24 protein-coding genes and 1 pseudogene are annotated in these 23,968 nt (G+C 74.9%); 15 read left to right on the top strand and 10 right to left on the bottom strand.

The genetic code is table 11. From position 1 onward, the window contains the following. Positions 1–122: 122 nt before the first annotated feature. The 4 genes from ACTMS2_RS07780 to hisF all read left to right on the top strand — a co-directional run bounded on the left by ACTMS2_RS07780 (position 123) and on the right by hisF (position 2,857). Positions 123–566 (top strand): MarR family winged helix-turn-helix transcriptional regulator, encoded by a 444-nt coding sequence (locus ACTMS2_RS07780; protein ID WP_334607418.1) that lies wholly within the window; start codon positions 123–125, stop codon positions 564–566. 5 nt (positions 567–571) lie between these two features. Continuing rightward, the gene (locus ACTMS2_RS07775) at positions 572–997 is read left to right on the top strand and encodes an organic hydroperoxide resistance protein (RefSeq protein ID WP_089003333.1); all 426 of its coding nucleotides are present in this window, start codon (positions 572–574) and stop codon (positions 995–997) included. Beyond that, a complete protein-coding gene (locus ACTMS2_RS07770; protein WP_441174815.1) occupies positions 994–1,995 on the top strand; it encodes an NADP-dependent oxidoreductase in 1,002 nt (333 codons plus the stop codon). Before ACTMS2_RS07775 ends, ACTMS2_RS07770 begins: the two co-directional genes overlap by 4 nt. Positions 1,996–2,089: 94 nt before the next feature. Continuing rightward, positions 2,090–2,857, top strand: a complete 768-nt coding sequence (gene hisF / locus ACTMS2_RS07765; RefSeq protein ID WP_101411832.1) for an imidazole glycerol phosphate synthase subunit HisF — start codon at positions 2,090–2,092, stop codon at positions 2,855–2,857. Positions 2,858–2,997: 140 nt separating this feature from the next. Here the strand turns inward: hisF and ACTMS2_RS07760 are convergent, their stop codons facing one another. Continuing rightward, entirely contained in the window at positions 2,998–3,459 is a 462-nt protein-coding gene (locus ACTMS2_RS07760) for a hypothetical protein (RefSeq protein ID WP_441174814.1), read from the bottom strand. A 151-nt stretch (positions 3,460–3,610) separates the two neighbouring features. Beyond that, a complete protein-coding gene (gene yczE / locus ACTMS2_RS07755; protein WP_441174813.1) occupies positions 3,611–4,270 on the bottom strand; it encodes a membrane protein YczE in 660 nt (219 codons plus the stop codon). A gap of 58 nt (positions 4,271–4,328) precedes the next feature. Between yczE and yczR the strand changes: the two genes are divergently transcribed. Together yczR and ACTMS2_RS07745 are read left to right on the top strand one after the other, a co-directional pair. After that, positions 4,329–5,786 carry a MocR-like transcription factor YczR gene (gene yczR, locus ACTMS2_RS07750; RefSeq protein ID WP_363622288.1) on the top strand — a complete coding sequence of 486 codons (1,458 nt, stop codon included), beginning with the start codon at positions 4,329–4,331 and terminating at the stop codon, positions 5,784–5,786. Between the two features lie 93 nt (positions 5,787–5,879). Beyond that, entirely contained in the window at positions 5,880–7,184 is a 1,305-nt protein-coding gene (locus ACTMS2_RS07745) for a low temperature requirement protein A (protein WP_441174812.1), read from the top strand. Between the two features lie 95 nt (positions 7,185–7,279). Here the strand turns inward: ACTMS2_RS07745 and ACTMS2_RS07740 are convergent, their stop codons facing one another. The 3 genes from ACTMS2_RS07740 to ACTMS2_RS07730 all read right to left on the bottom strand — a co-directional run bounded on the left by ACTMS2_RS07740 (position 7,280) and on the right by ACTMS2_RS07730 (position 10,953). Further along, positions 7,280–9,106 carry an AMP-dependent synthetase/ligase gene (locus tag ACTMS2_RS07740; protein ID WP_441174811.1) on the bottom strand — a complete coding sequence of 609 codons (1,827 nt, stop codon included), beginning with the start codon at positions 9,104–9,106 and terminating at the stop codon, positions 7,280–7,282. Between the two features lie 138 nt (positions 9,107–9,244). Further along, positions 9,245–10,198 carry a terpene synthase family protein gene (locus ACTMS2_RS07735; protein WP_441174810.1) on the bottom strand — a complete coding sequence of 318 codons (954 nt, stop codon included), beginning with the start codon at positions 10,196–10,198 and terminating at the stop codon, positions 9,245–9,247. Positions 10,199–10,323: 125 nt separating this feature from the next. Beyond that, the gene (locus tag ACTMS2_RS07730; protein WP_441174809.1) at positions 10,324–10,953 is read right to left on the bottom strand and encodes a TIGR03085 family metal-binding protein; all 630 of its coding nucleotides are present in this window, start codon (positions 10,951–10,953) and stop codon (positions 10,324–10,326) included. Positions 10,954–11,100: 147 nt separating this feature from the next. On the opposite strand from ACTMS2_RS07730, the gene ACTMS2_RS07725 reads away from it, so the two are divergent. Continuing rightward, entirely contained in the window at positions 11,101–12,981 is a 1,881-nt protein-coding gene (locus ACTMS2_RS07725) for an ABC transporter ATP-binding protein (protein WP_441174808.1), read from the top strand. A gap of 198 nt (positions 12,982–13,179) precedes the next feature. Further along, on the top strand, positions 13,180–14,907 hold the full coding sequence (locus tag ACTMS2_RS07720; RefSeq protein WP_441175135.1) for an ABC transporter ATP-binding protein: 1,728 nt from the start codon (positions 13,180–13,182) through the stop codon (positions 14,905–14,907). 58 nt (positions 14,908–14,965) lie between these two features. Here ACTMS2_RS07720 and rpsD read toward each other — a convergent pair whose 3' ends face one another. Further along, entirely contained in the window at positions 14,966–15,577 is a 612-nt protein-coding gene (gene rpsD, locus ACTMS2_RS07715) for a 30S ribosomal protein S4 (protein ID WP_441174807.1), read from the bottom strand. A gap of 68 nt (positions 15,578–15,645) precedes the next feature. Between rpsD and ACTMS2_RS07710 the strand changes: the two genes are divergently transcribed. Further along, positions 15,646–16,398: a DUF2470 domain-containing protein gene (locus ACTMS2_RS07710; RefSeq protein WP_441174806.1), complete on the top strand. Its 753-nt coding sequence runs from the start codon at positions 15,646–15,648 to the stop codon at positions 16,396–16,398. Between the two features lie 26 nt (positions 16,399–16,424). Here ACTMS2_RS07710 and ACTMS2_RS07705 read toward each other — a convergent pair whose 3' ends face one another. The 3 genes from ACTMS2_RS07705 to ACTMS2_RS07695 all read right to left on the bottom strand — a co-directional run bounded on the left by ACTMS2_RS07705 (position 16,425) and on the right by ACTMS2_RS07695 (position 18,601). Continuing rightward, positions 16,425–17,033 (bottom strand): TetR/AcrR family transcriptional regulator, encoded by a 609-nt coding sequence (locus ACTMS2_RS07705; RefSeq protein ID WP_441174805.1) that lies wholly within the window; start codon positions 17,031–17,033, stop codon positions 16,425–16,427. A gap of 96 nt (positions 17,034–17,129) precedes the next feature. Continuing rightward, the gene (locus ACTMS2_RS07700) at positions 17,130–17,867 is read right to left on the bottom strand and encodes an ABC transporter permease (RefSeq protein ID WP_436670853.1); all 738 of its coding nucleotides are present in this window, start codon (positions 17,865–17,867) and stop codon (positions 17,130–17,132) included. Continuing rightward, positions 17,864–18,601, bottom strand: a complete 738-nt coding sequence (locus ACTMS2_RS07695; protein WP_441174804.1) for an ABC transporter ATP-binding protein — start codon at positions 18,599–18,601, stop codon at positions 17,864–17,866. The genes ACTMS2_RS07700 and ACTMS2_RS07695 overlap by 4 nt, the downstream gene beginning before the upstream one ends. Positions 18,602–18,709: 108 nt before the next feature. On the opposite strand from ACTMS2_RS07695, the gene ACTMS2_RS07690 reads away from it, so the two are divergent. The 6 genes and pseudogenes from ACTMS2_RS07690 (at position 18,710) to ACTMS2_RS07665 (ending at position 23,681) form a co-directional block, all read left to right on the top strand. Then, the gene (locus ACTMS2_RS07690; protein WP_441174803.1) at positions 18,710–19,096 is read left to right on the top strand and encodes a MerR family transcriptional regulator; all 387 of its coding nucleotides are present in this window, start codon (positions 18,710–18,712) and stop codon (positions 19,094–19,096) included. Continuing rightward, a complete protein-coding gene (locus tag ACTMS2_RS07685) occupies positions 19,093–20,097 on the top strand; it encodes an aldo/keto reductase (RefSeq protein WP_441174802.1) in 1,005 nt (334 codons plus the stop codon). Before ACTMS2_RS07690 ends, ACTMS2_RS07685 begins: the two co-directional genes overlap by 4 nt. A gap of 178 nt (positions 20,098–20,275) precedes the next feature. Further along, positions 20,276–20,872: pseudogene (locus ACTMS2_RS07680) on the top strand (phosphoribosyl-AMP cyclohydrolase); the annotation flags it as partial. Positions 20,873–21,052: 180 nt separating this feature from the next. Beyond that, entirely contained in the window at positions 21,053–21,490 is a 438-nt protein-coding gene (hisI, locus tag ACTMS2_RS07675) for a phosphoribosyl-AMP cyclohydrolase (RefSeq protein WP_101415127.1), read from the top strand. Continuing rightward, entirely contained in the window at positions 21,487–23,073 is a 1,587-nt protein-coding gene (locus tag ACTMS2_RS07670; RefSeq protein WP_441174801.1) for an anthranilate synthase component I, read from the top strand. Before hisI ends, ACTMS2_RS07670 begins: the two co-directional genes overlap by 4 nt. Then, positions 23,070–23,681 (top strand): Trp biosynthesis-associated membrane protein, encoded by a 612-nt coding sequence (locus tag ACTMS2_RS07665; protein WP_441174800.1) that lies wholly within the window; start codon positions 23,070–23,072, stop codon positions 23,679–23,681. Before ACTMS2_RS07670 ends, ACTMS2_RS07665 begins: the two co-directional genes overlap by 4 nt. Here the strand turns inward: ACTMS2_RS07665 and ACTMS2_RS07660 are convergent. After that, positions 23,674–23,931 (bottom strand): hypothetical protein, encoded by a 258-nt coding sequence (locus ACTMS2_RS07660; protein ID WP_101415126.1) that lies wholly within the window; start codon positions 23,929–23,931, stop codon positions 23,674–23,676. The genes ACTMS2_RS07665 and ACTMS2_RS07660 overlap by 8 nt on opposite strands. Positions 23,932–23,968 lie beyond the last annotated feature (37 nt).

Raw genomic sequence — 23,968 nt, 5'->3', positions numbered from 1 at the left:
GCCGGCGGTCGCGGCGGTGGCGGTGGCGGCGGTGCGGTCGCGGCCCCCGGCGGCGGCGGTGGTGCGGGTCACCGCGCGCCCGATCGGTTGTGCACAATCCAATTGCGCGCTACGTTTTCCCGGTGACCGACCATCTGGTGCTGCGCCGGCAGGTGTGCTTCGCGCTCTACGCCGCGTCGCGCGCCCTCACCGACGTCTACCGGCCCGTCCTCGACGAGTTCGGCCTGACCTACCCGCAGTACCTGGTGCTGCTGGTGCTCTGGGAGCGCGACGACGCCCCCACGGTCTCCGAGCTGGGCGCCGCGCTGCGGCTGGACTCCGGCACGCTCTCGCCGTTGCTCAAGCGGTTGGAGGGGGCGGGGCTGGTCGTCCGGACGCGCTCGGCGCGTGACGAGCGGCGGGTGGAGGTGGGTCTGACCGGCGACGGGCGGGCCCTGCGGCAGCGGATGGAGGAGGTGCCGCTGCGGGTCGCCCGCGCCACGGGCCTCACCGAGGCGGAGCTGGTCGAACTGCGCGACACCCTCACCCGGGTCACCGAGACGATCCACCGACAGAAGGAGCAGTGACCATCATGCAGGTGCTCTACACCGCGTCCGCCCGGGCCACCGGGGACGGTCGGGACGGCCACGTCCGCACCTCCGACGGCACCGTCGACCTGGACCTGGCCGTGCCGAAGGAGATGGGTGGCGCCGGCGGCGCCGCCAACCCCGAGCAGCTCTTCGCGGCCGGTTACGCCGCCTGCTTCCACTCGGCGCTGCGCCTGGTCGCCCGCAAGGCGAAGGTCGACGTCTCGGGCTCGGTCGTCGAGGCCGAGGTCGGCATCGGCGCCAACGGCAGCGGCGGCTTCGGACTGGCCGTCACCCTCCTGGTAGACCTCCCCGCCGTCGAGCGGGCCGCCGCCGAGCAGGTCGTCGAGCAGGCCCACCAGGTCTGCCCCTACTCGAACGCGACCCGCGGCAACGTCGAGGTGGCCCTCACCGTGCGCGAGGCGCTGTGAGCACCCGCAACCGCGAGATCCACCTCGCCTCCCGCCCGCAGGGCTGGCCGACGGCCGACAACTTCCGCCTCGTCGAGACCGACGTGCCCACCCCCGGCCCGGGCCAGATCGTGGTCCGTAACCGGTACATGTCGGTCGACCCGTACATGCGGGGACGCATGAACGACGTCAAGTCGTACGTGCCGCCGTTCGCGCTCGACGCGCCGCTGGACGGCGGGGCGGTCGGCGAGGTCGTGGCCGGTGAGGCCGGGGGCCTGCGGCCCGGCGACACCGTGCTGCACGGCCTCGGCTGGCGCGAGTACGCGCTGCTCGACGCGAAGGCCGCCCGGAAGGTCGACCCCGACCTCGCCCCGGTCACCGCCTACCTGAGCGTGCTGGGCATGACCGGCCTGACCGCGTACGCCGGGCTGCTGGACGTCGCCGGGATGAAGCCCGGGGAGACGGTCTTCGTCTCCGCCGCCGCCGGCGCGGTCGGCAGCCTGGTCGGCCAGATCGCCAGGCTGCGCGGCGCCGGGCGCGTGGTCGGCAGCGCCGGCTCGGCGGCCAAGGTCGAACGGCTGCGCGCGCTCGGCTTCGACGCCGCGTTCGACTACCACGACGGGCCGGTACGCGACTCGCTGAAGGCCGCCGCGCCCGACGGTGTCGACGTCTACTTCGACAACGTCGGCGGGGACCACCTGGAGGCGGCGATCTCCGCGATGAGGGTGCACGGTCGGGCCGCGATCTGCGGCATGATCGCGCAGTACAACGACACCGAGCCCCCGGCCGCGCCGCGCAACCTGGCGCTGGTCATCGGCAAGCGGCTCACCCTGCGCGGCTTCCTGGTCGGCGACCACGGCCACCTGCGCGCCGAGTTCGTCCGCGAGATGGCCGGCTGGCTGCGGGACGGGAAGGTCTCCTACGACGAGACGGTCGTCGACGGCATCGAGAACGCCCCGGAGGCGTTCCTCGGCCTGCTGCGCGGCGAGAACCTCGGCAAGATGCTCGTCCGGGTGTGAGCGGGGGCGCCGCTGCCGGCGCTCCCGGGCCCCGACGCGGTGGCCGGCCTCACCGGCCGGTCACCGCCGGGGCCGGGAAGGATAGGCTCGCGGCATGACGGTGGCGGTGCGGGTCATCCCGTGTCTGGACGTGGACGCCGGTCGCGTGGTCAAGGGGGTCAACTTCCTCGACCTGCGCGACGCCGGCGACCCGGTGGAGCTGGCGGCGGCGTACGACCGCGCCGGCGCGGACGAGCTGACCTTCCTCGACGTCACCGCCTCCTCCAGCGACCGGGGCACGATGCTCGACGTGGTCCGTCGCACGGCGGAGTCGGTCTTCATCCCGCTGACCGTCGGCGGCGGCGTCCGGCAGGTCGCCGACGTCGACACGCTGCTGCGCGCCGGCGCGGACAAGGTCGGGGTGAACACCGCCGCCATCGCCCGCCCCGAGCTGATCGCCGAGATCGCCGACCGCTTCGGCCGGCAGGTGCTGGTGCTCTCGCTCGACGTCCGGCGGGCGCCCGGGGGCGGCACGCCCAGCGGGTTCGAGGTGACCACCCACGGCGGCCGGCGCGGCACCGGGCTCGACGCGGTCGAGTGGGCCCGTCGCGGCGCCGAGTTGGGCGCGGGCGAGATCCTGCTCAACTCGATGGACGCCGACGGCACCAAGGCCGGCTTCGACCTCGAACTCATCGGCGCGGTGCGCCGGGTGGTCGACGTGCCGGTGGTGGCCAGCGGCGGCGCCGGCGAGGTGGCGCACTTCGCGCCGGCGATCGGCGCCGGCGCGGACGCGGTGCTCGCCGCCAGCGTCTTCCACTTCGGCGAGCTGACCGTCGCCGAGGTCAAGGACGCGCTGCGCGGCGCCGGACACCCCGTGCGCTGACCGTCGCCGCGCCGGACACCCGCGCGCTGACCGCCCCGCGTTCGCAGCCCGACCGGGCCGCAGCGTCTCGGTGTCCTTGTCGTGCAGCGGTTCGTCCATCGTCGCCTCTGGCCGGCAGCCGGGTGCGGCGGCGACCGGTGTCAGTCGCGGCGTGGGCGGTTCTCGGGCGAGCGCCGCGGCGCCGGGATCGACCGCACCACGTACTCCTGGACGGCGGCGGCGTGGTCGGCCTCGTCGAGGTGCCACTCCGCGCTGACCGGGGCGTGCCGTCGCACCAGCACGCCCTGCACGGTGTCCACGGTGGTGGCCAGCCCGGCGCTCGGCCGGGTGCGCCAGAGGCGCTCACCGTCGGCGGTGATCCGGAACCAGCCGTCGCTGACGCTGACCAGCCCGGCCCCGACGAGGCGACGGACCGCCGCCTCCACCTCGTGCCGTTCGGGGATCGCCTGGTTGAGGTGGTCGGCGGTGGAGAGCACGTCGGCGAGGCGTACGCCCTCGGGGCGGCGGCTGGACGCCGCGCGGCGGTGCCGACCCGCACCGCTGGCGATCACCACCGACACGAAGATCCAGGCATCGCTCCAGCGCCATCCGTTCTCCCCCATGCGAGGATTCTGCCGGGCGTGGCGTCCGAAGGGAACACCGGCGTCCGGCCCGCGTCCCCGGGACAGGGGTCACCCGGGACGCGGCTCGGGGTGGTGCGTGCGGGGCAGGCCGGGCAGCGGCGTGCCGGGTCCGGGGCGGGAGGGGATCCGCTCAGACCGTGGGGAGCGGCGCGACCGGGCCCGGGCCCGGGGCGGGGTCCCTCGGCCCGACGACGGTGAACGGCGGCAGGAAGAGCTGGGTCAGCGGGCCGATGGCCAGCGCGTAGGCGACCGTGCCGACGCCCACGGTGCCGCCCAGCAGCCAGCCCAGCGCCAGCACCGTGACCTCGATGGCCGTGCGGACCAGCCGGATCGAGCGGCCGGGCCGGCGGGCGACGTAGCCGGTCATCAGGCCGTCGCGGGGGCCCGGCCCGAGGCGGGCGCCGAGGTAGAGGCCGGTCGCCGCCCCGTTGGCGACGATGCCGGCGATCAGCATCGCGCCCCGTACGCCCAGCGACCCGCCGGTCGGCAGCAGTGCGAGCGCCGCGTCCACCACCAGCCCGATCACCAGGACGTTGCTGACCGTGCCGAGGCCGGGGCGCTGGCGCAGGGGTATCCAGAGCAGCAGCACCAGCGCGCCGACCGCGATGGTGACGGTGCCGAAGGAGAGACCGGTCAGCTCGGACAGGCCCTGGTGGAACACGTCCCACGGGTTCAGGCCGAGCCCCGAGTTGATCATCAGGGCCATGCTCACGCCGTACAGGACGAGGCCCGCGTAGAGCTGGGTGAGCCGCCGCGCTGGACGGTGTCGGAGATTGCCAATTGGTGTCACCCATGCCACGCTAAAGGCCAATTCGCGCAGCGTAAGAGCCAATCCGGGAGGAGTGGCCATGACCAGTCAGGTTCGGGGTGCCCAATTGGCCCGGCTCCTCGGTCAGTGGCATGCCCTCCCCGGCCGCCGCCGCAGCCCCGACTACGCCGCCCTGGCCGGCGCCGTACGCGGGCTGCTCGCCGACGGCCGGCTGCCGTTGGGCGTACGCCTGCCCGCCGAGCGGGAGCTGGCAGAGGCGCTGAAGATCAGCCGGACCACGGTCACGGCCGCGTACCGGGAGCTGCGGGAGAGCGGCCACCTCGCGAGCCGGCGGGGCGCCGGCAGCTGGACGATGCTGCCCGGCACCCACCGGGTGGCGAGCACCGGGCTCTGGACCCCGCTGGACGACCGCGACATGATCGACCTCGGGGTCGCCGCGCTCGCCGCGCCGCCCGAACTGCTGCCGGCCGCCCGCGCGGCGGCCGAGGACCTGCCCCGCTACCTGGGCGGCGCCGGCTACCACCCGACCGGCATCATCGAGCTGCGCGAGGCGGTGGCCCGCGCCTACACCGACCGGGGCCTGCCCACCTCGCCCGACCAGATCATGGTCACCAACGGCACCCAGCACGCCCTCGACCTGGTGCTCCGGCTGGCCCTCGCCCCGGGCGGGAACGTGCTGGTCGAGGCGCCCAGCTACCCGAACGCGCTGGCCGCGCTCGCCGCCCGGCGGGCCCGGATCACCACCCACGGGCTGGCCGTCGAGGAGCCCGGCTGGGACGCGGACCTGCTGCTCGGCGGCCTCCGGCAGGCCCGGCCCAAGCTGGCCTACCTGATCCCGGACTTCCAGAACCCGACCGGTCACCTGATGCCGGCGGCGCTGCGGGAGCGGGTGGTGGCCACGGCGCACGCCGTCGGCACCGACCTCGTCGTCGACGAGTCGTTCGTGGACCTGCCGCTGGACGGGACCGTGCTGCCCCCGCCGACCGCCAGCTTCGACCGGCACTCGCGGGTGATCACCATCGGCGGCATGAGCAAGCCGTTCTGGGGCGGCCTGCGCATCGGCTGGGTCCGTGCCTCCGCCCCGCAGGTGCAGCGTCTCGCCGCCGCCCGCGTCGGCGTCGACATGGCCAGCCCGGTCCTGGACCAGTTGGTCGCGGTCCACCTGCTCGCCGACGCGCCGGGCATCGTCGCCGCCCGGCAGGCCCAGCTGACCGCCCAGCGCGACGCGCTGCTCGCCGCGCTCGCGCAGCGCCTGCCCGAGTGGCGGGTCACCGTCCCGCACGGCGGGGTGACCCTCTGGGCCGAGCTCGACGGGCCGATCTCCAGCGCGCTGGCCCGGGCCGCCGAGGAGGTCGGCGTACGCCTGGCGCCCGGCCCCCGCTTCGGCCTGGACGGCACGCTGGAGCGCTTCCTGCGGCTGCCGTTCACCCTGCCGGCCGCCGACCTGGTCGAGGCGGTCGGTCGCATCGCCGCCGTCCGCTACGACCTGGACCGGGGCGGCCGGTCGCAGTGGCGGGAACCGGCGGTCATCGCCTGAGGGCCGGGCCCGTGCCGGCCGGAACTCGCGGCCCCGTCGGTCAATCGCGCCTGCGCGGCGCGCCGGGGCTGGGAGACTGCGCAGGTGGGGGACGTGCGGGGGACACGGTGGCCGCGCGGGATCCTGCCGAGCGCCCCCGGCTCCCGCACCACCCGCCTGGAACTCTTCTACGACCTCGTCTTCGTCTTCGCCTTCCTCAACGTGACCACGGTGACGGCCGGCAGCCCGGACGCCCGCGGGCTGATCCGGTTCCTCGTGGTGCTCGCCCTGCTCTGGTGGTGCTGGAGCGGCTTCGCGGCGCTGGGCAACCTGGTCCGCACCGACCAGGGGCTGACACCGCTGGTCGGGTTCGCCCTCGCCGCCGCCGTGTTCGTGCTCGCGCTCAGCCTGCCGAAGGCGTTCACCGACCGCCCCGGCGGGCTACCCGGCCCGGTGGTCTTCGCCGTCTGCTACTTCCTGGTCCGCGCGACCCAGGTGACGGTCTTCCTGTGGTTCGTACGCAGCGACCGGGAGGTGCGCCGGCGGATGCCCGTGCTGATCCTGCCGTTCCTGATCGCCACGGGGCTCATCCTGACCGCCGCGCTGGTGCCGCAGCGGCTGCTCGACGGCGGCGCCGAGTCGGCCGTCCGGCTGGCGTTGTGGGTCGCCGCGCTCGCGGTGGAGTACGGCGCCGGCCTGGCCCAGCACCGCGCGGGGTGGACGGTGCTCTCGGCGGGGCACTGGGCGGAGCGGCACGCACTGATCATCATGGTGGCGCTCGGCGAGTCGATCATCGCGCTCGGGCTCGGGCCGGGCCCCACCACCGCCCTGCCGCTGACCTGGCCGGTGATCATCGCGGCGTTGCTCGGCATCGCGGTGGTCGCGGCGCTGTGGTGGGCGTACTTCGACACCCTCGCCCTGGCCATGGAGCAGGTGCTGCACCGCACCCGGGAGCCGCGCATCCGCGCCGGGCTGGCCCGGGACGTGTACACGTACCTGCACCTGCCGCTGATCACGGGCGTGATCCTGTTCGCCCTGGGCCTCAAGGGCCTGATCTACGAGGGCGCCGACCCGGCGACCCCGAACTGGGGGGTGCCGCTGCCCGGCTTCGACATGCTGGCCCTCCACGGCGGGGTCGCGCTCTACCTGCTCACGCTGATCGGGCTCGGGAGCCGGATGCTGGGCGCGGCGCGCTGGCCGTCGATCGGTGGGGTGGCGCTGCTCGTCGCGCTGACCCCGGTGGCCGGGCGACTGCCGGAACTGGCCGCCCTGGCCCTGCTGGCACTGGCCGCCGTGCTGACGGTCGCGGTGCAGACGGTCGTCGACGCCCCCCGGCGGCGGCGCGTGCGGCAGGTCGCGCTGGAGGAGCAGCTCGCCTCCGAGGCCGAGCAGACCCGGTGGCGGGGCCACCACCTCTGAGGGATCCGTCCCCGGCGTCCGCCGTCCCGCACCCCCGCCCTTGCCCCGACGCCGGTGATCCCACGCCGTAGCGCGGGATCACCGGCGTCGCGTGCTCAGAGCTCGGCCAGCGTGCCCGCGTACATCTTCTCGATCTCGCCGGCGAAGTTGCTCTCCACGCCGCGGCGCTTGATCTTGAGCGACGGGGTGATCTCGCCGTCCTCGATGGTCAGGTCGCGCGGCAGGATGGCGACCTTCTTGATCGTCTCCCAGCGGTTGAGCTTGGCGTTGAGCTCGGCCACGTACCCCTCGACCATGGCCTTCGCCTCCGGCGAGGCGACGATCTCGGCGTAGTCGCGGCCCTCCAGCGGGGTGCCGGCGGCCCAGCCCTTGATCGCGTCCGGGTCCAGCGTGACGAGCATCGTGCAGTAGTTGCGGGCCTGGCCGATCACGACCGCCTGGGAGGTGTACGGGCAGGTGGCCTTGAACATCCCCTCGATGTGCGAGGGCGCGATGTACTTGCCGCCCGAGGTCTTGACCAGGTCCTTCTTCCGGTCGGTGATCTTGAGGTAGCCGTCGGCGTCCAGGGTGCCGATGTCGCCGGTGCGGAAGAAGCCGTCCTCGGTGAACGCGGCGGCGGTCTCCTCGGGCAGGTTGTGGTAGCCGCGCATCACCGGCCGGCCCCGCACCAGGATCTCGCCGTCGGTGTCGATGCGGCACTCCAGGTCGCCCATCGCCTTGCCGACGGTGCCGATGCGCAGCCCGTCCGGCGGGTTGACGAAGTTGCCGGCGCTGGTCTCGGTGAGGCCGTAGCCCTCGGAGATCGGCAGGTTCGCCGCGGCGAAGAAGGTGGCGATCTCCGGGCTGAGCGGGGCGGCGCCGGAGACAAGCACCCGGATCCGGCCGCCGAGGCGGGCCTGGAGCTTGCTGAACACCAGCTTCTCGGCCACCGTGTACTTCAGCTTCAGCCCCGTCGGGACGGGCCTGCCGGCCTGCTCCAGGGCGACCTTCTCCTTGCCGACCCGTACGCCCCAGGCGAAGATCTTCGCCTTCGCGCCGCCGCCGGCCTGCGCGGTGGTCACCGCCTTGTTGTAGACCTTCTCGAACACCCGGGGCGCGCCGCACATCAGCGTCGGCCGGATCACCGAGAGCAGGTCGACGAGCTTGTCCACCCGGCCGTCGACGTACGTCGGCAGGCCCACGTGGATCGCCCCGCAGAGCAGGGTCTTGCCGAACGAGTGCGACAGCGGCAGCCAGAGATATTGCAGGTCGTTCTCGCGCAGCAGCCCCAGCTCGGCCTGTGCCACGCCCTCCCAGCACCAGCCGCCGTGCAGCAGCTCGACGCCCTTCGGTCGCCCGGTGGTGCCGGAGGTGTAGATCAGGGTGGCCAGGTGGTCGGGGCCGATCTGGGCGACCAGCGTGTCGATCAGGTCGGGCTCGGCAGCCAGCGCGCGGGCGCCCTGCTCCTCCAGCTCGGCGAGGGTGAGCTGGGGGACGGCGGCGGCCGGGTCGGCGGCGCCGTCGAAGAGCACGACGTGGGTCAGCGCCGGCAGGTCCGCACCGGCGATCTTGGCGGCCTGGGCCGGGTTCTCGGCGAACAGCACGCGGGAGCCGGAGTCGGCGATGATGTAGGTCGCGTCGTCGGGCTCCGTGGTCGGGTAGACGGTGGTGGTCGCGCCGCCGGCGCACATGATGCCGAGGTCGGCGATCACCCAGTCGAGCCGGGTGTTCGCCAGGATCGCGACCGGATCCTCCAGGCCGACACCGAGGCCGTGCAGCCCGGCGGCGACCGCCTTGGCGCGACGGGCCATCTGTTCCCAGGTCAGCCAGACCGGCCCGGAGTCGTCGGGGGCCGGGTGGGCGAAGGCGTCGCGGTCGGGGGACGCCGCCACGCGCTTGAGGAACATGTCGGGGATGGAACGGTACGGTACATCGAGAGCCATCGCTGTAGCCGCCTTCGGGGGTGGAGACGTGACCACGGTCACGTCGGCGTTCGTTACCGAAGGGTATTGCCTGCGCCCGGGCATCGGCTAGCCCTGTCGATCACGGCTGGGCCACGTCTCGGAGGATGGACGCCCGGTTCAGGCGTACCGGGCCGCCCGCAGCGACCAGTCGTAGGTGGCGCGGATCCAGTTGCGCCGGGCCGTCAGGGCGGACCGCAGGCCGGCGTCGCCGGTGGCGAGCAGGGCGGCCTCCGCCGCCAGGTACGCCGAGAGGGCCCCGTTGAACCGGTCGGCCGCCGCCCGCAGGGCCGCCGACTCGTCGCCGTCCGCCCGCCCCGCGGCGATCACCGCGACCAGGTTGTGCACGTCGGGCTGGGTGAGGTGCTCCTTGCGGTACGAGAAGACGTCGTTGCACCAGCAGACCAGGTCGGCGGCGAGCAGGTCGAGGGCGACCAGCGAAGGCTCGGTGCGGTGGGCCGCGCCCGGCAGGGAGCCGCCGGCCAGCTCGGTGAGGGTGAAGCTGGGGTGGACCCCGCCGGTGTGCCGGCGCATCTGGGCGTACTCGGCCAGCCCCGGCACGCGCCCGTGCTCCCGGTTGGCGGCCTCCCAGAGCAGCGCCAGCAGGTACTCCCGCACCTCCCCGGCGAAGCGCAGCAGCGCCGTGGGGCCGCCGGCCGCGTGGGCCCGCCGGCACAGGTCGGCCAGCGCCTCGCCGAGCGGCCCGGCCACGGTGGCCGGCCCGTCGGTGGGGCCGCCCGGCCCGTCGAGCACGTCCAGCAGGGCGGCGACGGTCGGCGCCAGCCGGGTGGGGGAGTCGCCGAGGCCGTCCTCGTCGCAGGCGTCGTCCATCACGAACAGCCAGGAGATCAGGTCGGTGAGCAGCCGCAGCCCGTCGACCGGGCCCTCGGGGCAGGCCCGCCCGGCCAGCCCGGCGGCGTCGGCCCGGCGCAGTCGGTGCAGCCGGTGTCCGTCACCGATCAGCCCGTGGTCGAGCGCCCACTCGGTGCTCTCCCGTGCCACCCGCTCGGTGGCGTCGTGCTGGCGCTCGGGAAAGGGGGGTTCCCGTAGCGCCGAGACCGCAAAGGTCCGCATGGTGCCCCCTGTCGCGCCGTTCCCGCACGGGACGGTGCGGCACAGCATACGGGAGCAGGGATCGGCCGCTATCGTTGGGGCGTCCGGCCCGGCAGGCCGCTCCGTGACCGCTTACGCACAGTCGGTCACATGCCCAGGTTGGCGCCCCGGAGCCGCTCGGACAACGTCGCGGGCCCGTCGATCTGCACCCGGGACACCCGCTGCCGGCCGCTGAGGAACAGGGCCAGCTCGCCCGGCGCGCCCACCACCCGCACGGGTTCGCCGCCCCGGCCGACGGAGAGTTCGCCGTAGCCGGGGGCCTGGACGAAGACGTCGGCCGGGAACCGGCGCAGCGCCAGCCGGGCCAGCCCGGCGCACCGCTTCCAGAGCGCCGCGTTCAGCCCCGCCGACAGGTCGCGCGGCAGCCAGCCCGGTCGGGCGCGGCGTACGTCCTCGTGGTGGATGAAGAACTCCAGCGTGTTGGCCAGCTCGTCGGTGACCGGGTTGCTCACCGGGCTCCACAGCGGCGGGCGGCGCACCTCGTCGAGCAGCCGCGGCCAGGGGCGCGCGGCGACGCGCAGCCGCACCCGCTCGGCGTAGCCCCGCAGCGGCGGGAGCAGGATCCCGCCGGCGGCGTCGGGCCGGCGTTCCCGGAGCACCAGGTGGGCGGCGAGGTCGCGGGTGCTCCACCCCTCGTTGACCGTCGGCGCCTCCGGTCCCAGCGTCTGCATCAGGTCGGCGAGCGCCTCGCGCTCCGATCGGGCGTACCGCGGCATGGCCCGATCGTAGGCGCGTACGACCCGATCGGCGCGCCGAGTGGGCCGCGGGCCGCCGTGACGGCGGACATAGCGGACCGGGGCGGCGGAGCTGGCTCCGACCGGTAAGGATGAGGAGGATAATTGCGGCTTACGGCGGGGGAGAGTGTGGCGAGCAGGACAAGTCGGGACGTGCTGGTTCGAGGGCTGGCCGTCCTGGGGCGGGCGATCCGGGAGGAGCCCCGCATCTTCGCGGTCGCGGTGAGCGGCAGCGTCCTCTTCGGCGCCATGACGGTGGCCAGCGCCTTCGTGGTGGGTGCCGTGGTCGGCGACGTGGTGGTGCCCGCGATCGAGCGCGGCGCGGTCGGGGTCGGGGGGCTCGCCCTGGCCGCCGTCGCGCTGTTCGGCATCAGCGTGCTGCGGGTGGCCGGCATCTTCGGTCGCCGGCTCGGCGCGGGCTACATGCAGTACCGTCTCCAGGCCGCCTACCGGCGCCGGGTGACCCGCCGCTACCTGGAGCTGCCGCTGGCCTGGCACCACCGCAACGCCACCGGCACGTTGCTGTCCAACGCCAACTCCGACGTCGAGGCCGCCTGGTACCCGATCGCTCCGCTGCCGTTCGCGGTCGGCACCCTGGTGATGCTGGTCGGCGCGGTGGCGTCGCTCTTCGTCACCGACTGGGCGCTGGCGCTGGTCGGTCTCGCGGTCTTCCCGGCGCTCTTCGCGCTCAACGTCGCCTACTCCCGGCGGATGGCGCCCCGCCAGGCCCGGGCCCAGCGGCTGCGCGCCGAGGTCAGCGGCATCGCGCACGAGAGCTTCGACGGCGCCCTGGTCGTCAAGACGATGGGCCGGGAGGCGCAGGAGACCGACCGGTTCGCCGCCCGCGCGGGCGAGCTGCGCGACTCGCTGGTGGCGGTCGGGCGGCTGCGCGGCGTCTTCGACCCGCTGCTGGAGACCCTGCCCAGCCTCGGCACCCTCGCCGTGCTGGTGGTCGGCGCGATCCGGCTGCGGCAGGGCGAGATCAGCGTCGCCGAGCTGATCAGCGTCGCCTTCCTCTTCACGGTGCTGGCGTTCCCCGTCCGGGCCATCGGCTGGGTGCTGGCCGAGCTGCCGCGCAGCGTCGCCGGCTGGGACCGGGTCAGCCGGGTGCTCGACGCGACCGGCGAGATGCCGTACGGCGACACCACGCTCGACGTGTCCGAGCCCCGCCCGGCCAGCCTCACGTTCTCCGGCGTGCGTTTCGGCTACGAGCCGGCCGAGGCGCACCTGCCCGGCACGGAGGTGCTCGGCGAGGTCTCCTTCACCGTGCCGGCCGGGAAGATCGTCGCCCTGGTCGGGCCGACCGGCTCGGGCAAGTCGACGATCGCCGCGCTGGCCGTACGGCTGGTCGACCCCCTGGCCGGCACGGTGTGCCTGGACGGCATCGACGTCCGCCGGCTCACCGCCGCCTCGCTGACGGGCACGGCCGCGCTGGTCGCCCAGGTGCCGTTCGTCTTCGACGACACGGTGCGGGCCAACGTCACCCTGGACCGGCCGGGCATCGGCGACGAGGACGTCTGGGCCGCGCTGCGGCTGGCCGAGGCGGACGGTTTCGTCGCGGCCCTGCCCGAGGGGCTCGACACGATGGTCGGCGAGCGGGGCACCTCGCTCTCCGGCGGTCAGCGGCAGCGGCTCACCCTGGCCCGCGCGCTCGCCGGCCGGCCGCGCCTGCTGGTGCTCGACGACGCGACCAGCGCGGTCGATCCCCGGGTGGAGGCGGCCATCCTGGCCGGGCTGCGCTCGTCGGCGGGCGAGGCCGGGGCGCCGGCCGCGTCGATCCTGGTGGTCGCCTACCGGCGGGCCACCATCGCGTTGGCCGACGAGGTGGTCTACCTGGAGCAGGGCCGGGTGGTGGCCCGGGGCCCGCACGCCGAGCTGCTGGCCACGGTGCCGGGCTACGTCGACCTGGTCACCGCCTACGAGCAGGCCGAGGTCGACCACACCAAGGACGAGACGTACGACGAGGTCGCCCCGCTGACGTCGGGCCTGGAAATCGAGGTGGACCGGTGAGCGCGAGGAGTGCAGCGGAGCGGAGCCCCGCAGTCGCGAACGAAAGGCCAGCCCGGTGAGCGTGAGGAGTGCAGCGGAGCGGAGCCCCGCAGTCGCGAACGAAAGGCCAGCCCGGTGAGCGTTGCCACTACCGCGGGGACGGCGCGGAGGTCCGCGGCCGACGAGCCGCCCGAGAACCCCGAGACGACCTGGCAGACGCTGCGTCGTGGCCTGGCGCTCTCCCCGGAGCTGCGGGTCGGCCTGGCCGGCACGCTCGGCCTGGCCCTGGTCTACATGGTCGGCCGGGCGGCCGTGCCGGTGGCGGTGCAGCAGGGCATCGACAACGGCCTCGTCGGCGGCCTGGACCTGGGCGTCGTCTGGACGGTGGTCGCCGCGACCGCCGCGGTGCTGGTGGTGACCACGCTCTGCGGGTACCTGATGATGCGCCGGCTCTTCACGGTCAGCGAGACCGCGCTGGCCAACGTGCGGATCCGGGCGTTCCGGCACGTGCACGACCTGTCCATGCTGCACCAGCAGTCGGAGCGGCGCGGTTCGCTGGTCTCCCGGGTGACCAGCGACGTCGACCAGATCACCCAGTTCCTCCAGTGGGGCGGCGTGATCCTGGTGATCAACCTCGGCCAGCTGGCGGTCACCACGCTGGTCATGTTCGCGTACTCCTGGCAGTTGACCCTGGTGGTCTTCGCCGCCTTCCTGCCCGCCGTGTTCCTGATCCGGCTGCTCCAGCGCCGCCTCGCGGGGGCGTACGGGGTGGTCCGGCAGCGTACGGGGGCGCTGCTCGGCGCGATCGGGGAGAGCGTGGTCGGCGCGCCGGTGATCCGGGCCTACGGGGTCGCCGGGCGGACGGCCCACCGGCTGGACGAGGCGATCGACGGCCAGCGCCGGGCCCAGCAGAAGGCGATCAGGATCAGCATCATGGGCAGCTCGGTCGGTGAGCTGGCCGCCGGGCTGGCGCTGGCCGGCGTGGTGGTGCTGGGGGTGACCCTCGGCGCCGACCGCACCCTGAGCATCGGCGAGGTGACCGCCTTCCTCTTCCTGGTCACGCTCTTCATCCAGCCGGTGCAGATCGCCACCGAGGTCCTCAACGAGGCGCAGAACGCCATCGCGGGCTGGCGCCGGGTGCTGGACGTGCTGGACGTCGAGCCGGACGTGGCCGACCCGGGCGAGCAGGGGCGGGACCTGCCGGCCGGTCCGCTGGACATCCGCTTCGCGGGGGTGCGCTTCGCGTACCCCGGCGGTCCGCCCGTGCTGCACGACGTCAGCCTGGAGATTCCGGCGAAGAGCCGGGTGGCGGTGGTGGGGGAGACGGGCAGCGGCAAGACCACCTTCGCCAAGCTGCTGACCCGCCTGATGGACCCGACCGCCGGTCAGGTGCTGCTCTCGGGGGTGCCGCTGGAGCGGGTCCGGTTCGCCTCGCTGCGGTCGCGGGTGGTGATGGTGCCGCAGGACGGTTTCCTCTTCGACGCCACGGTGGCGGAGAACGTCCGCTTCGCCCGCCCGGAGCTGACCGACGAGCAGCTCGCGGCGGCCTTCACCGAGCTGGGGCTGGCCGACTGGTTGGAGGGGCTCCCGTCGGGCCTGCACACGCCGGTGGGGGAGCGCGGCGAGGCGCTGAGCGTGGGGGAGCGGCAGCTGGTCGCGTTGGCCCGCGCGTACGTGGCCGACCCGGACCTGCTGGTGCTGGACGAGGCGACCAGCGCGGTCGACCCGGCCACGGAGGTGCGGCTGCAACGCACCCTGGACGCGGTGACCCGGGGCCGTACGACCCTCGCTATCGCGCACCGGCTCTCCACGGCGCAGGCCGCCGACGAGGTGATCGTGGTGGACCGGGGCCGGATCGTGCAGCGCGGGCCGCACGACGAGCTGGTCCGCGACCCGGAGTCGGTCTACGGCCTGCTCTACGCCTCCTGGCTGGAGCAGACCCGCTGAGCCGACCCGTCGCGTCGGCGGTGCGCGGCCCGGCCGAGTGCCGGGCCGCGCGCGGTGGTCACCGGGAGTAGAACTCCACCACGAGCTGCTCGTCGCAGATCACCGGCACCTCGTGCCGGGCGGGCTCGCGCAGCAGCGTGGTGCGCAGCTCGGCCAGCTCCACCGACAGGTACGGCTGGCCGGGTCCCTCGGTGGCGTTGGCGCCCGTGGCGGCGAGCTGGAACGGCAGGGCGGCGCGGCTGCGTTCGCGGACGGCCACCACCTGTCCCGGCCGCAGTCGGTACGACGGCCGGTCGACCTTGCGCCCGTCGACGGTGAAGTGGCCGTGCGCGACCAGTTGCCGGGCCTGGTAGATGCTGCGGGCCAGGCCGGCCCGGTGCACCACCGCGTCGAGCCGCCGCTCCAGGAGCGCCACCAGGCCCTCGCCGGTCTTGCCCGCGCCCCGGGCGGCCTCCTCGAAGACGTGCCGTAGCTGGGTCTCGCTGACGTTGTACTGGTGGCGCAGGCGCTGCTTCTCCAGCAGCCGCACCTGGTAGTCCGAGGTCTTGCGGCGCTGCCGGCCGTGCACTCCCGGCGGGTAGGGGCGTCGCTCGACGTACCGCACGCACTTGCGGGTCAGCGGGATGCCGAGGGCGCGGGAGAGGCGGGCCTTGGGCCTGGGTTGGTTCACGCTGGACGTCTCCGATCCGGTGCTCTAGTCTCCGAGTTAGGTAAGGCTAACCTACGAAGGAGTCGTCCATGCGGCCCAGCCCGGCGGAGATCGTCCGCACCCTCGTCGCCGGCCGGCTGCCCGGCATCGCCCACGTCGCGCACCGGCCCGGCCCGCACCAGGTCCGGCACGTGACCGACCCGGACGGCCGGGTGCTGCTGCTGGTGCCGGTGGTCAGCGACCTCGCCGCCGCGCTGCGTCCCGCCGGCGGCGACTCCGAGGTCGCGCTCGTGCTGGACGTGCTGGACCTGCCGCCCGCGGCCGGCGCGCCGAGCCTCGGCCGGGCCTGGGTCTCCGGCTGGGCGGCCCGCCTGGACGGGGACGAGGAGCGCCGCGCCGCGCTGGACTTCGCGGCCGTGGAGCCGACCGGCGACCTGCTCGACGTCGGCACCAGGTTCCGGCTGCACCGCTTCGAGGTGGTCGAGGCCCGCTGGGAACGCGGCGACACCGTCCGCCGCATCGACCCCGAGGCGTACGCCGAGGCGGAGCCCGACCCGCTGCACGCGGTCGAGGCCGAACTCCTGGCCGACCTCGCCGACCACCACGACACCGAGGTGGCCGGCTACCTGTGCCGTCAGCTCGGCCTCGGCGACGGCGACGCCGCGCCCCGGGTGGTGCGCATCGACCGTTACGGCCTGCTGGTCACCCACGGCCGACCCGGCGCCCGGCGGCGCGTCCGGCTGGCGTTCCCGCGTCCGTTGCAGTGCCAGGCGGAGCTGACCCGCTTCCTGCACCCGCTGGTCTGCCACCACGCCTCGCCCCGGCACGCCGATCACGCCTGACCGGGAGACGCCACCCGGCCGTCCGGTCAGCCGGCGAAGACCTCGGCGAGATCGCCCGTCAGGTAGCGCTGCACGGTGGGGCCGATCGCCGCGACGAGCGTCTCCGGGGCGGCCGAGGCGACCGGCTCCAGCCGGACCACGTGCCGCATCATGGCCAGCCCGATCAGCTGGCTGGCCACCAGCGAGCCGCGCAGCGGCAGCTCGTCCGGGTCGACGTCGAGATGGTCGAGGACCCGGCGCAGCACCTGGGTGACCAGGAACTCCCGCAGCAGCCGGGCCGTCCACTCGTTGCTCACCGCCGAGCGCAGCAGGGCCACGCCGGCGGTGCCGGCCGGGGAGTCCCAGACGCCGAGGAAGGTGCGCACCAGCCGCTCCCCGAGGCCCGCGCGGTCCCCCGCGAGCACCCTTGGCAGCAGCTCGGCCGGATCGACCGGTGCGTGCATGGCGGCCAGGAAGAGCCGGTCCTTGCTGCCGAAGTAGTGGTGCACCAGCGCCGGGTCCACCCGCGCGGCGGCGGCGACGGCCCGGATCGAGGCCGCGTCGAAGCCCCGCTCGGCGAAGGCGGCGCGGGCCGCGTCGAGGATGGCCTGACGGGTGTCCGGGTTGCCGGGTCGTCGTCCGGTCCGCCGTGCCATCGCCGCCCTTCGCTCCGTCGTCCTGCGTCGTCGCCCCCGGGGAACCGCCGTGCCGTGGGCCGGCCTCCGGTTCCGCCTGCCGGCCAGGACGACGTCTCAGCCGCTGCGCCGCCGGAGGGTGGCCGCGGCGAGCACCAGCGCCAGGGCCGCCGCGCCGGCGACCACCGCCGCGTCCCGCCACATCGTGCCGGTCGGTTCGGCGTGGGCGCCGACCTCCTGGAGCGCCTCGACGGCGTACGACAGGGGCAGCGCGTCGCTGACCGCCTGCAACCAGCCGGCCATCTCGCCCCGGGGCACGAAGAGACCGCAGAGCAGCAACTGGGGCACCACCACGACCGGCATGAACTGTACGGCCTGGAACTCGGTGCGGGCGAAGGCGCTGCAGAACAGCCCGAGCGCGACGGCGAGCACGGCGTTCAGTGCGGCGATCATGACCACCAGCCCGCTGTGGCCGGCGGTGTCCAGGCCGAGCACCCCGTACGCGACCACGGACGCGACGACCGCCTGGAGCACCGCGGCCAGCCCGAACGCGATGCCGTAGCCGAAGAGCAGGTCCAGCTTGCCCAGCGGGGTGGTGAGCAGCCGCTCCAGCGTGCCCGTGGTGCGCTCGCGCAGCATCGCGATACTGGTCACCAGGAACATGACCACGAAGGGGAAGAAGCCGAGCATCACCAGGGCGACCCGGTCGAACGTCGACGGCTGGTCGACGTACATGGAGTGGACCAGGGCGAGCAGCGCCGACGGGACCACCAGCAGCAGCGCCACGGTGCGCCGGTCGTGCCGCAGTTGGCGCAGGATGCGGCCGGTGGTGGCGGCCAGGATCCGGGGGTTCACGACGCCTCCCGTCCGGCGGCGCCCGCCGCGTCGGCCCTGATCAGCCGCAGGAACGCCTCGTCCAGGTCGTCGGTGCCGGCGGCGGCGCGGACCGCGTCGGGGGTGTCGTCGGCGATCAGCCGCCCCTCGCGGATCAGCAGCAGCCGGTCGCAGCGGGCCGCCTCGTCCATGACGTGGCTGGAGACCAGCAGGGTGGTGCCGGCGGCGGCCATGGCGTGGAACCGGGCCCACAGGTCGGCCCGCAGCACCGGGTCCTGACCGACGGTCGGCTCGTCGAGGACGAGCAGTTCCGGTTCGCCGACCAGTGCGCAGGCCAGCGACGCCCGGCTGCGCTGCCCGCCGGAGAGGCTGCCGACCAGCTGGCCGGCGGCCGACCCGAGCCCGACCTCGGCGACCGCCCGGTCGGCTTCGGCCCGGCCCCGGCCGTGCAGCGCGGCGAAGTAGCGCGCGTTCTCCCGTACGGTCAGGTCGGCGTAGACGCTGGGCGCCTGGGTGAGGTAGCCGACGCGGCGGCGCAGCTCGGGCGACCCGGCGGGGCGCCCCAGCACGGTCACCGAGCCGGCGCCGACCACCTGCACGCCGACCACCGCCCGCAGCAGCGTGGTCTTGCCGCTGCCGCTCGGGCCGAGCAGCCCGGTGACCACCCCGCGTGGCACGGACGCGCTGACGCCGTGCAGCACCCGCCGCCCGCCCCGCTTCAGGACCAGGTCGCGGACGGCGATCGCCTCGTCCACCGGCGCCTCCCGGGAAAACTCATCATGCGTTGAACTCGACGCTAGTGGAGATGTTCGCCGGGCCGCAACGGTTGACTTCGCGTGCACTCGAACTGGAAGCCTTGACGCGTGGACATCAGCATCCGGGAGGCGACCCTGACCGTCGGCGAGGCGGCCGAGCGGGTCGGCCTGACCACCTACACGCTGCGTTGGTACGAGCAGGAGGGCCTCGTCGCCCCGGTCGAGCGCGACTCGGCCGGTCGCCGTCGCTACACCGAACGCGACGTCGACTGGCTGTTACTGCTCACCCGGCTGCGCCGCACGGGCATGCCGGTGCGGGACATGCGCCGCTACACGGAGCTGGCCCGGCAGGGCGACGCCACCCTGGCCGGCCGGCGGGCGCTCTTCGAGACGCACCGGGCCCGCGTGCTGACCCGGATGGCCGAGCTGGAGGAGGACTTGAAGGTGCTCAATTACAAGATCGACAACTATCGCCGGGCGGAGGAGTGCCGATGATCCGCCGGAGCCTGGGCGCGTCCGGGCCGGAGGTCTCCGCGATCGGGCTGGGCTGCATGGGGATGAGCTTCGCCTACGGCGCCGGCGACGACGCCGGATCGACCCGCACCCTGCACCGCGCGCTCGACCTGGGGGTGAACCACCTGGACACCGCCGACCTGTACGGCCATGGCCGCAACGAGGAACTGCTCTCCCCGGTGGTGCGGGCCCGCCGCGACGAGGTCTTCCTGGCCACGAAGTTCGGCAACCGGGTGCGCGGCGACGCGAGCGGCGGCACCGGCAGCCCCGGGCTGTACGTGGACAGCAGCGCCGCCTGGGCGCGCGAGGCGTGCGACGCCTCCCTGCGCCGCCTCGGGGTGGACGTCGTCGACCTGTGGTACCTGCACCGGCGTGACCCGGCGACGCCGATCGAGGAGACCGTCGGCGCGATGGCCGAGCAGGTCGCCGCCGGCAAGGTGCGGTTGATCGGCCTGTCCGAGGTGAGCCCCGCGACGCTGCGGGCGGCGCACGCGGTGCACCCGGTGACCGCGGTGCAGATGGAGTACTCGCTGTTCAGCCGGGACGTCGAGGGCGAGATGCTGGCCACCTGCCGGGAGCTGGGTGTGGCGCTGGTCGCGTACTCGCCGGTGGGGCGGGGGCTGTTGACCGGGGCGATCACCGGCCGGGAGCAGCTTGCGGCCGACGACTGGCGCGCCCGGGCGCCGCGCTTCGCCGAGGGCAACCTCGACGCCAACCTGAAGCTGGTCGACGAGGTGCGCGCGTTGGCCGACGAGATCGGCTGCACCCCCGCCCAGGCGGCGCTGGCCTGGCTGCTCGCCCAGGGCGAGGACGTCTTCCCGATCCCCGGCACCCGGCGGGTGCACCGGCTGGAGGAGAACGCGGCGGCGGCCGACATCCGGCTCACTCCCGCGCAGCGCGCCCGGCTGGGCGAGGCGGTGCCGCCCGGCGCGGTGGCCGGCGCACGGTACCCCGACGCGGCGATGCGGTTGGTCGGGCATTAGCCTTCGGACCGGACAGCGGGTCCGCCAACGGGCATCCGGCGCTGCATCGGGCATTGCGCCCTGATCGGACGTACGGCACGATGGCGCCGTGGGTCACGCTGCGTCACCGGACGAGAGGTTCCTCGGCGAATGGGCGGCTCGGCTGCGGGCCGGTGCCGAGCAGCCCGTGGTCGGCATCATGCTGCGCGGCAGCCACGCCCGGCGGGCCGCCACCGCGCACAGCGACGTCGACGTCGACGTGCTGCTCGCCGGTGCCCCGTACGCCGCCCGCCAGGCCTTCCTGGCCGAGCACGGGGGCCGGCTGACCCACGTCTCGGTGGCCGCCCGCGACGTGCGTTCCTGGCTGGCCCGCCTCGGCGAGCCCGCCGACTGGGCGTTCGGGCTGCCGGTGGCGGCGCCGGCCCGGCTGCTGTGGGCGGATCCGCACTGGCGGCCCCGGATCGACCTGCCGGTGCTGTGCCAGCCCGCCGGCGAGCCGCAACTGGAGGAGCTGATCGCGACGCTCGGTAAGGTGGCCGGCGCGCGGGACGCCGACGACCACCTCGGTGTCCGGCTGGCCGCCGCCGACCTCGCCCGGCTCTGCCCGTCCGTGCTGCGGCTGGCCAATCCCACGGTCCGGGTGGCGTCCCGCCGGGGTGCCTTCGCCGCCGCCCTCGACCTGCCGGTGGCGCCTCCGAACTACCGCGAGGACCTGCTGCTCTGCCTCGGCCTGCGGCCCGGCTCCGTCGGTCAGCTCTGCGCCGCCGCGGCCCGCCTGGTCGCCGGCGTGCTGCCGCTGATCCGCCCGTACGCCGCCGAGGTCGCGCGGGTGGCCGGGGCGGACCTCGCCGACGCCCTGACCGACGGCCGGCTGGACCGCTACGTCGACCAGCTGACCCGGCCCGCCCACCTGCCATCGCGACCCCGGCGGGAGCCGTCGCCCGTGCCCGCGCCGCGTGCGGGACAATTGGTCACTGTGCCCGTACCTGACGCGCCCGTGACCGGCGCCCACCCCAGTCCGCAGGAGCCCGCGGCCGACGGCACGGCCCGTCCCTCCCGGCTCGACCCGGCCATCGCCGCCCGGCTGCGCCGCACCCCCGACGGCCTGGTGGCCGCCGTGGTCCGTCAGCACGACTCCGGCGAGGTGCTGATGGTCGCCTGGATGGACGACGAGGCGCTGCACCGCACCCTGACCACCGGCCGGGCCACCTACTGGTCGCGCAGCCGCCGCGAGTACTGGGTCAAGGGCGCCACCTCCGGGCACCACCAGTACGTCCGGGCGGTGGCGCTGGACTGCGACGGCGACGCGCTGCTCGTCGACGTCGACCAGGTCGGCGCGGCCTGCCACACGGGGCACCGCACCTGCTTCTTCACCGAGCTGCCCGTCGGCGGCGAGGGGGCGGGGGCCCGGTGAGCGCGTCGCGCGCGACGCCCGGCGGGTCCCGCACCGACGGCGCGGTCAGCCCGGACCTGGCCACCTTCACCGGGCTGGCCGCCCGCTGGCGGGTCGTTCCGGTCACCCGCCGGCTGCTCGCCGACGCGGAGACCCCCGTCGGCGTCTACCGCAAGCTGGCCGGCGGCCCCGGCACGTTCCTGCTGGAGTCCGCCGAGCAGGGCGTCGGTTCGGCCGGCCTGGCCTGGTCGCGCTACTCGTTCATCGGCGTACGCAGCAGCGCCACGCTGACCGAGCGGGACGGCGCCGCGGTGTGGACGGGACGGCCCCCGGCCGGCCTGCCCACCTCCGGCGACCCGGTCCGGGCGCTGCGCGAGACCGTCGAGGCGCTCGCCGGCCCGGCCTGGGACGCGGCCAGCGGCATGCCGCCGCTGACCGGGGGCATGGTCGGCTACCTGGGCTACGAGCTGATCCGGCGCTTCGAGCGGCTGCCCGAGCTGACCGAGGACGACCTGGGCGTGCCCGAGCTGGGCATGATGCTCGCCGCCGACCTGGTGGTGCTGGACCACTACGACGGCTCGGCGATCCTCGTCGCCAACGCGATCCTGCCGCCGCTGGACGAGCCGGACCGGAACGCGGAGGTCGCGGCGGCGTACCACCACGCGGTCGGGCGGCTCGACGCGATGACCACCGCGCTGTCCCGGCCGATCCCGCCGATGGTCTCGACCGTCGAGCGCCCCCCGGCGGGCGAGGTGCGCAGCCGCACGCCCGAGGGCGGCTACCCGAAGGCTGTCGAGGCGGCGAAGGAGGCGATCCGGGCCGGCGAGTGCTTCCAGATCGTGCTGGCCCAGCGGTTCGAGCGGGACACCCACGCCGACCCGCTGGACGTCTACCGCGTGCTGCGCACGACGAACCCCAGCCCGTACATGTACCTGCTGCGCTTCGACGGCTTCGACATCGTCGGATCCTCCCCGGAGGCGCACCTGAAGGTGACCAGCGACGCCGAGGGGCGGCGGCGGGCGCTGCTGCACCCGATCGCCGGCACCCGGCCGCGTGGCGGCACCCCCGAGGCCGACGCCCGCCTCGCCGCGGAGCTGCTCGCCGACCCCAAGGAGCGCGCCGAGCACGTGATGCTGGTCGACCTGGGCCGCAACGACCTGGGCCGGGTCTGCCGCCCGGGCACCGTCGAGGTGCCGGAGTTCGCCACCATCGAGCGCTACAGCCACGTCATGCACATCGTCTCGACCGTGGTCGGCACGCTGCGCGAGGACCGTACGGCCTTCGACGCGCTCGCCGCGACCTTCCCGGCCGGCACCCTCTCCGGCGCGCCCAAGGTGCGGGCCATGGAGATCATCGAGGAGCTGGAGCCGGTCCGGCGGGGCCTCTACGGCGGCACCGTGGGCTACTTCGGCTTCGGGGGCGACCTGGACATGGCGATCGCGATCCGCACCGCGCTGATGCGCGACGGCAGGGCGTACGTGCAGGCCGGGGCGGGGGTGGTCGCCGACTCCGATCCGGCCGCCGAGGACCAGGAGACCCGCAGCAAGGCCGCCGCCGTGCTCGCCGCCATCGCCGCCGCCGAGACCCTCCGGCCCGCCCGGTGACCGCCGCCGAGCCGCGGGGCCGGGAGCCGGGGACGACTGCGGCGGGCCGGTCCGACCCGGGGCGGCGCGAGTTGACGTACGCCGTGCTGCTCTGCGTGGCCGGCGCGGGCCTGGCGCTGTGGGCGTCGACCCGCACCTGGGCGGTCGAGTTGACCGCCCGGCCCACCCCGCTGCCGCCGGTACGCGACGTCCGCACGGGCGCGGGCCTGCTGCCCTGGCTGCCGGCGCTGGCGCTGGTCGGGCTGGCCGGTGGCGGCGCCGTGCTCGCCACCGGGGGCCGGGCGCGGCGGCTGCTGGGCGGGCTGCTGTGCGGGCTCGGCGTGGCCGTGGCGGCCGGCGGCGCATACGGGCTGGTCGCGGCGTTCGACGGCGAGGTCGCCCGGCACTGGCCGGCGCTCTGCCTGCTCGGCGGGGTGCTCGCCACGGCGGGCGGGCTGCTGACGGCGCTGCGGGGCCGTCGGTGGCCGGCGATGGGTGCCCGCTACGAGCGGCGGCCGGCCGGCGACGCCGCCCCGGTGGCCCCGGGCGGGGCCGGCCGGGTCACCGGCCGGCACACCACCGAGGCATGGGACGCGATGGACCGGGGCGAGGACCCGACGGTCAGCTGACCGGCTGGCGCTCGCGGGCGGCGGCCCGGGCCGCCGCCAGCTCCGCCACCAGGCGGTCCAGCTCGGCCCGCTGCTCCGCCCGGGCCCGGTCGGCGCAGACCGCCTCCCAGGCGTTGCCCCGCGCGGTGCGCATCCGTGCCTCGCCCACCACGGCGCGTTCCAGCGTGTGGACGACACCGACGGCGAGCGACGCGACGGTACGCGAGACGGTCGTCAGTCCGATGGGCTGGTGCGGCTCGACAGTGCTCATGATCACCCCGCAGAGATCGTTGGTGACGGAGGGGCAG

Origin of the sequence: Micromonospora sp. SD12 (assembly GCF_052068495.1) — a bacterium.
Taxonomy (GTDB): domain Bacteria; phylum Actinomycetota; class Actinomycetes; order Mycobacteriales; family Micromonosporaceae; genus Micromonospora; species Micromonospora echinofusca.
The sequence above is the reverse complement of the archived record's forward strand: the minus strand, read 5'-3'. Positions and strand labels throughout refer to the sequence as shown.

Coding starts and splice junctions, on each gene's coding strand:
- ACTMS2_RS07660 (WP_101415126.1), bottom strand. CDS start 23,931: ATGAGCACTGTCGAGCCGCACCAGCCCATCGGACTGACGACCGTCTCG.
- ACTMS2_RS07740 (WP_441174811.1), bottom strand. CDS start 9,106: ATGGCTCTCGATGTACCGTACCGTTCCATCCCCGACATGTTCCTCAAG.
- ACTMS2_RS07775 (WP_089003333.1), top strand. CDS start 572: ATGCAGGTGCTCTACACCGCGTCCGCCCGGGCCACCGGGGACGGTCGG.
- ACTMS2_RS07685 (WP_441174802.1), top strand. CDS start 19,093: ATGATCCGCCGGAGCCTGGGCGCGTCCGGGCCGGAGGTCTCCGCGATC.
- ACTMS2_RS07730 (WP_441174809.1), bottom strand. CDS start 10,953: ATGCCGCGGTACGCCCGATCGGAGCGCGAGGCGCTCGCCGACCTGATG.
- hisF (WP_101411832.1), top strand. CDS start 2,090: ATGACGGTGGCGGTGCGGGTCATCCCGTGTCTGGACGTGGACGCCGGT.
- ACTMS2_RS07710 (WP_441174806.1), top strand. CDS start 15,646: ATGCGGCCCAGCCCGGCGGAGATCGTCCGCACCCTCGTCGCCGGCCGG.
- ACTMS2_RS07705 (WP_441174805.1), bottom strand. CDS start 17,033: ATGGCACGGCGGACCGGACGACGACCCGGCAACCCGGACACCCGTCAG.
- yczR (WP_363622288.1), top strand. CDS start 4,329: ATGACCAGTCAGGTTCGGGGTGCCCAATTGGCCCGGCTCCTCGGTCAG.
- ACTMS2_RS07735 (WP_441174810.1), bottom strand. CDS start 10,198: ATGCGGACCTTTGCGGTCTCGGCGCTACGGGAACCCCCCTTTCCCGAG.
- ACTMS2_RS07760 (WP_441174814.1), bottom strand. CDS start 3,459: ATGGGGGAGAACGGATGGCGCTGGAGCGATGCCTGGATCTTCGTGTCG.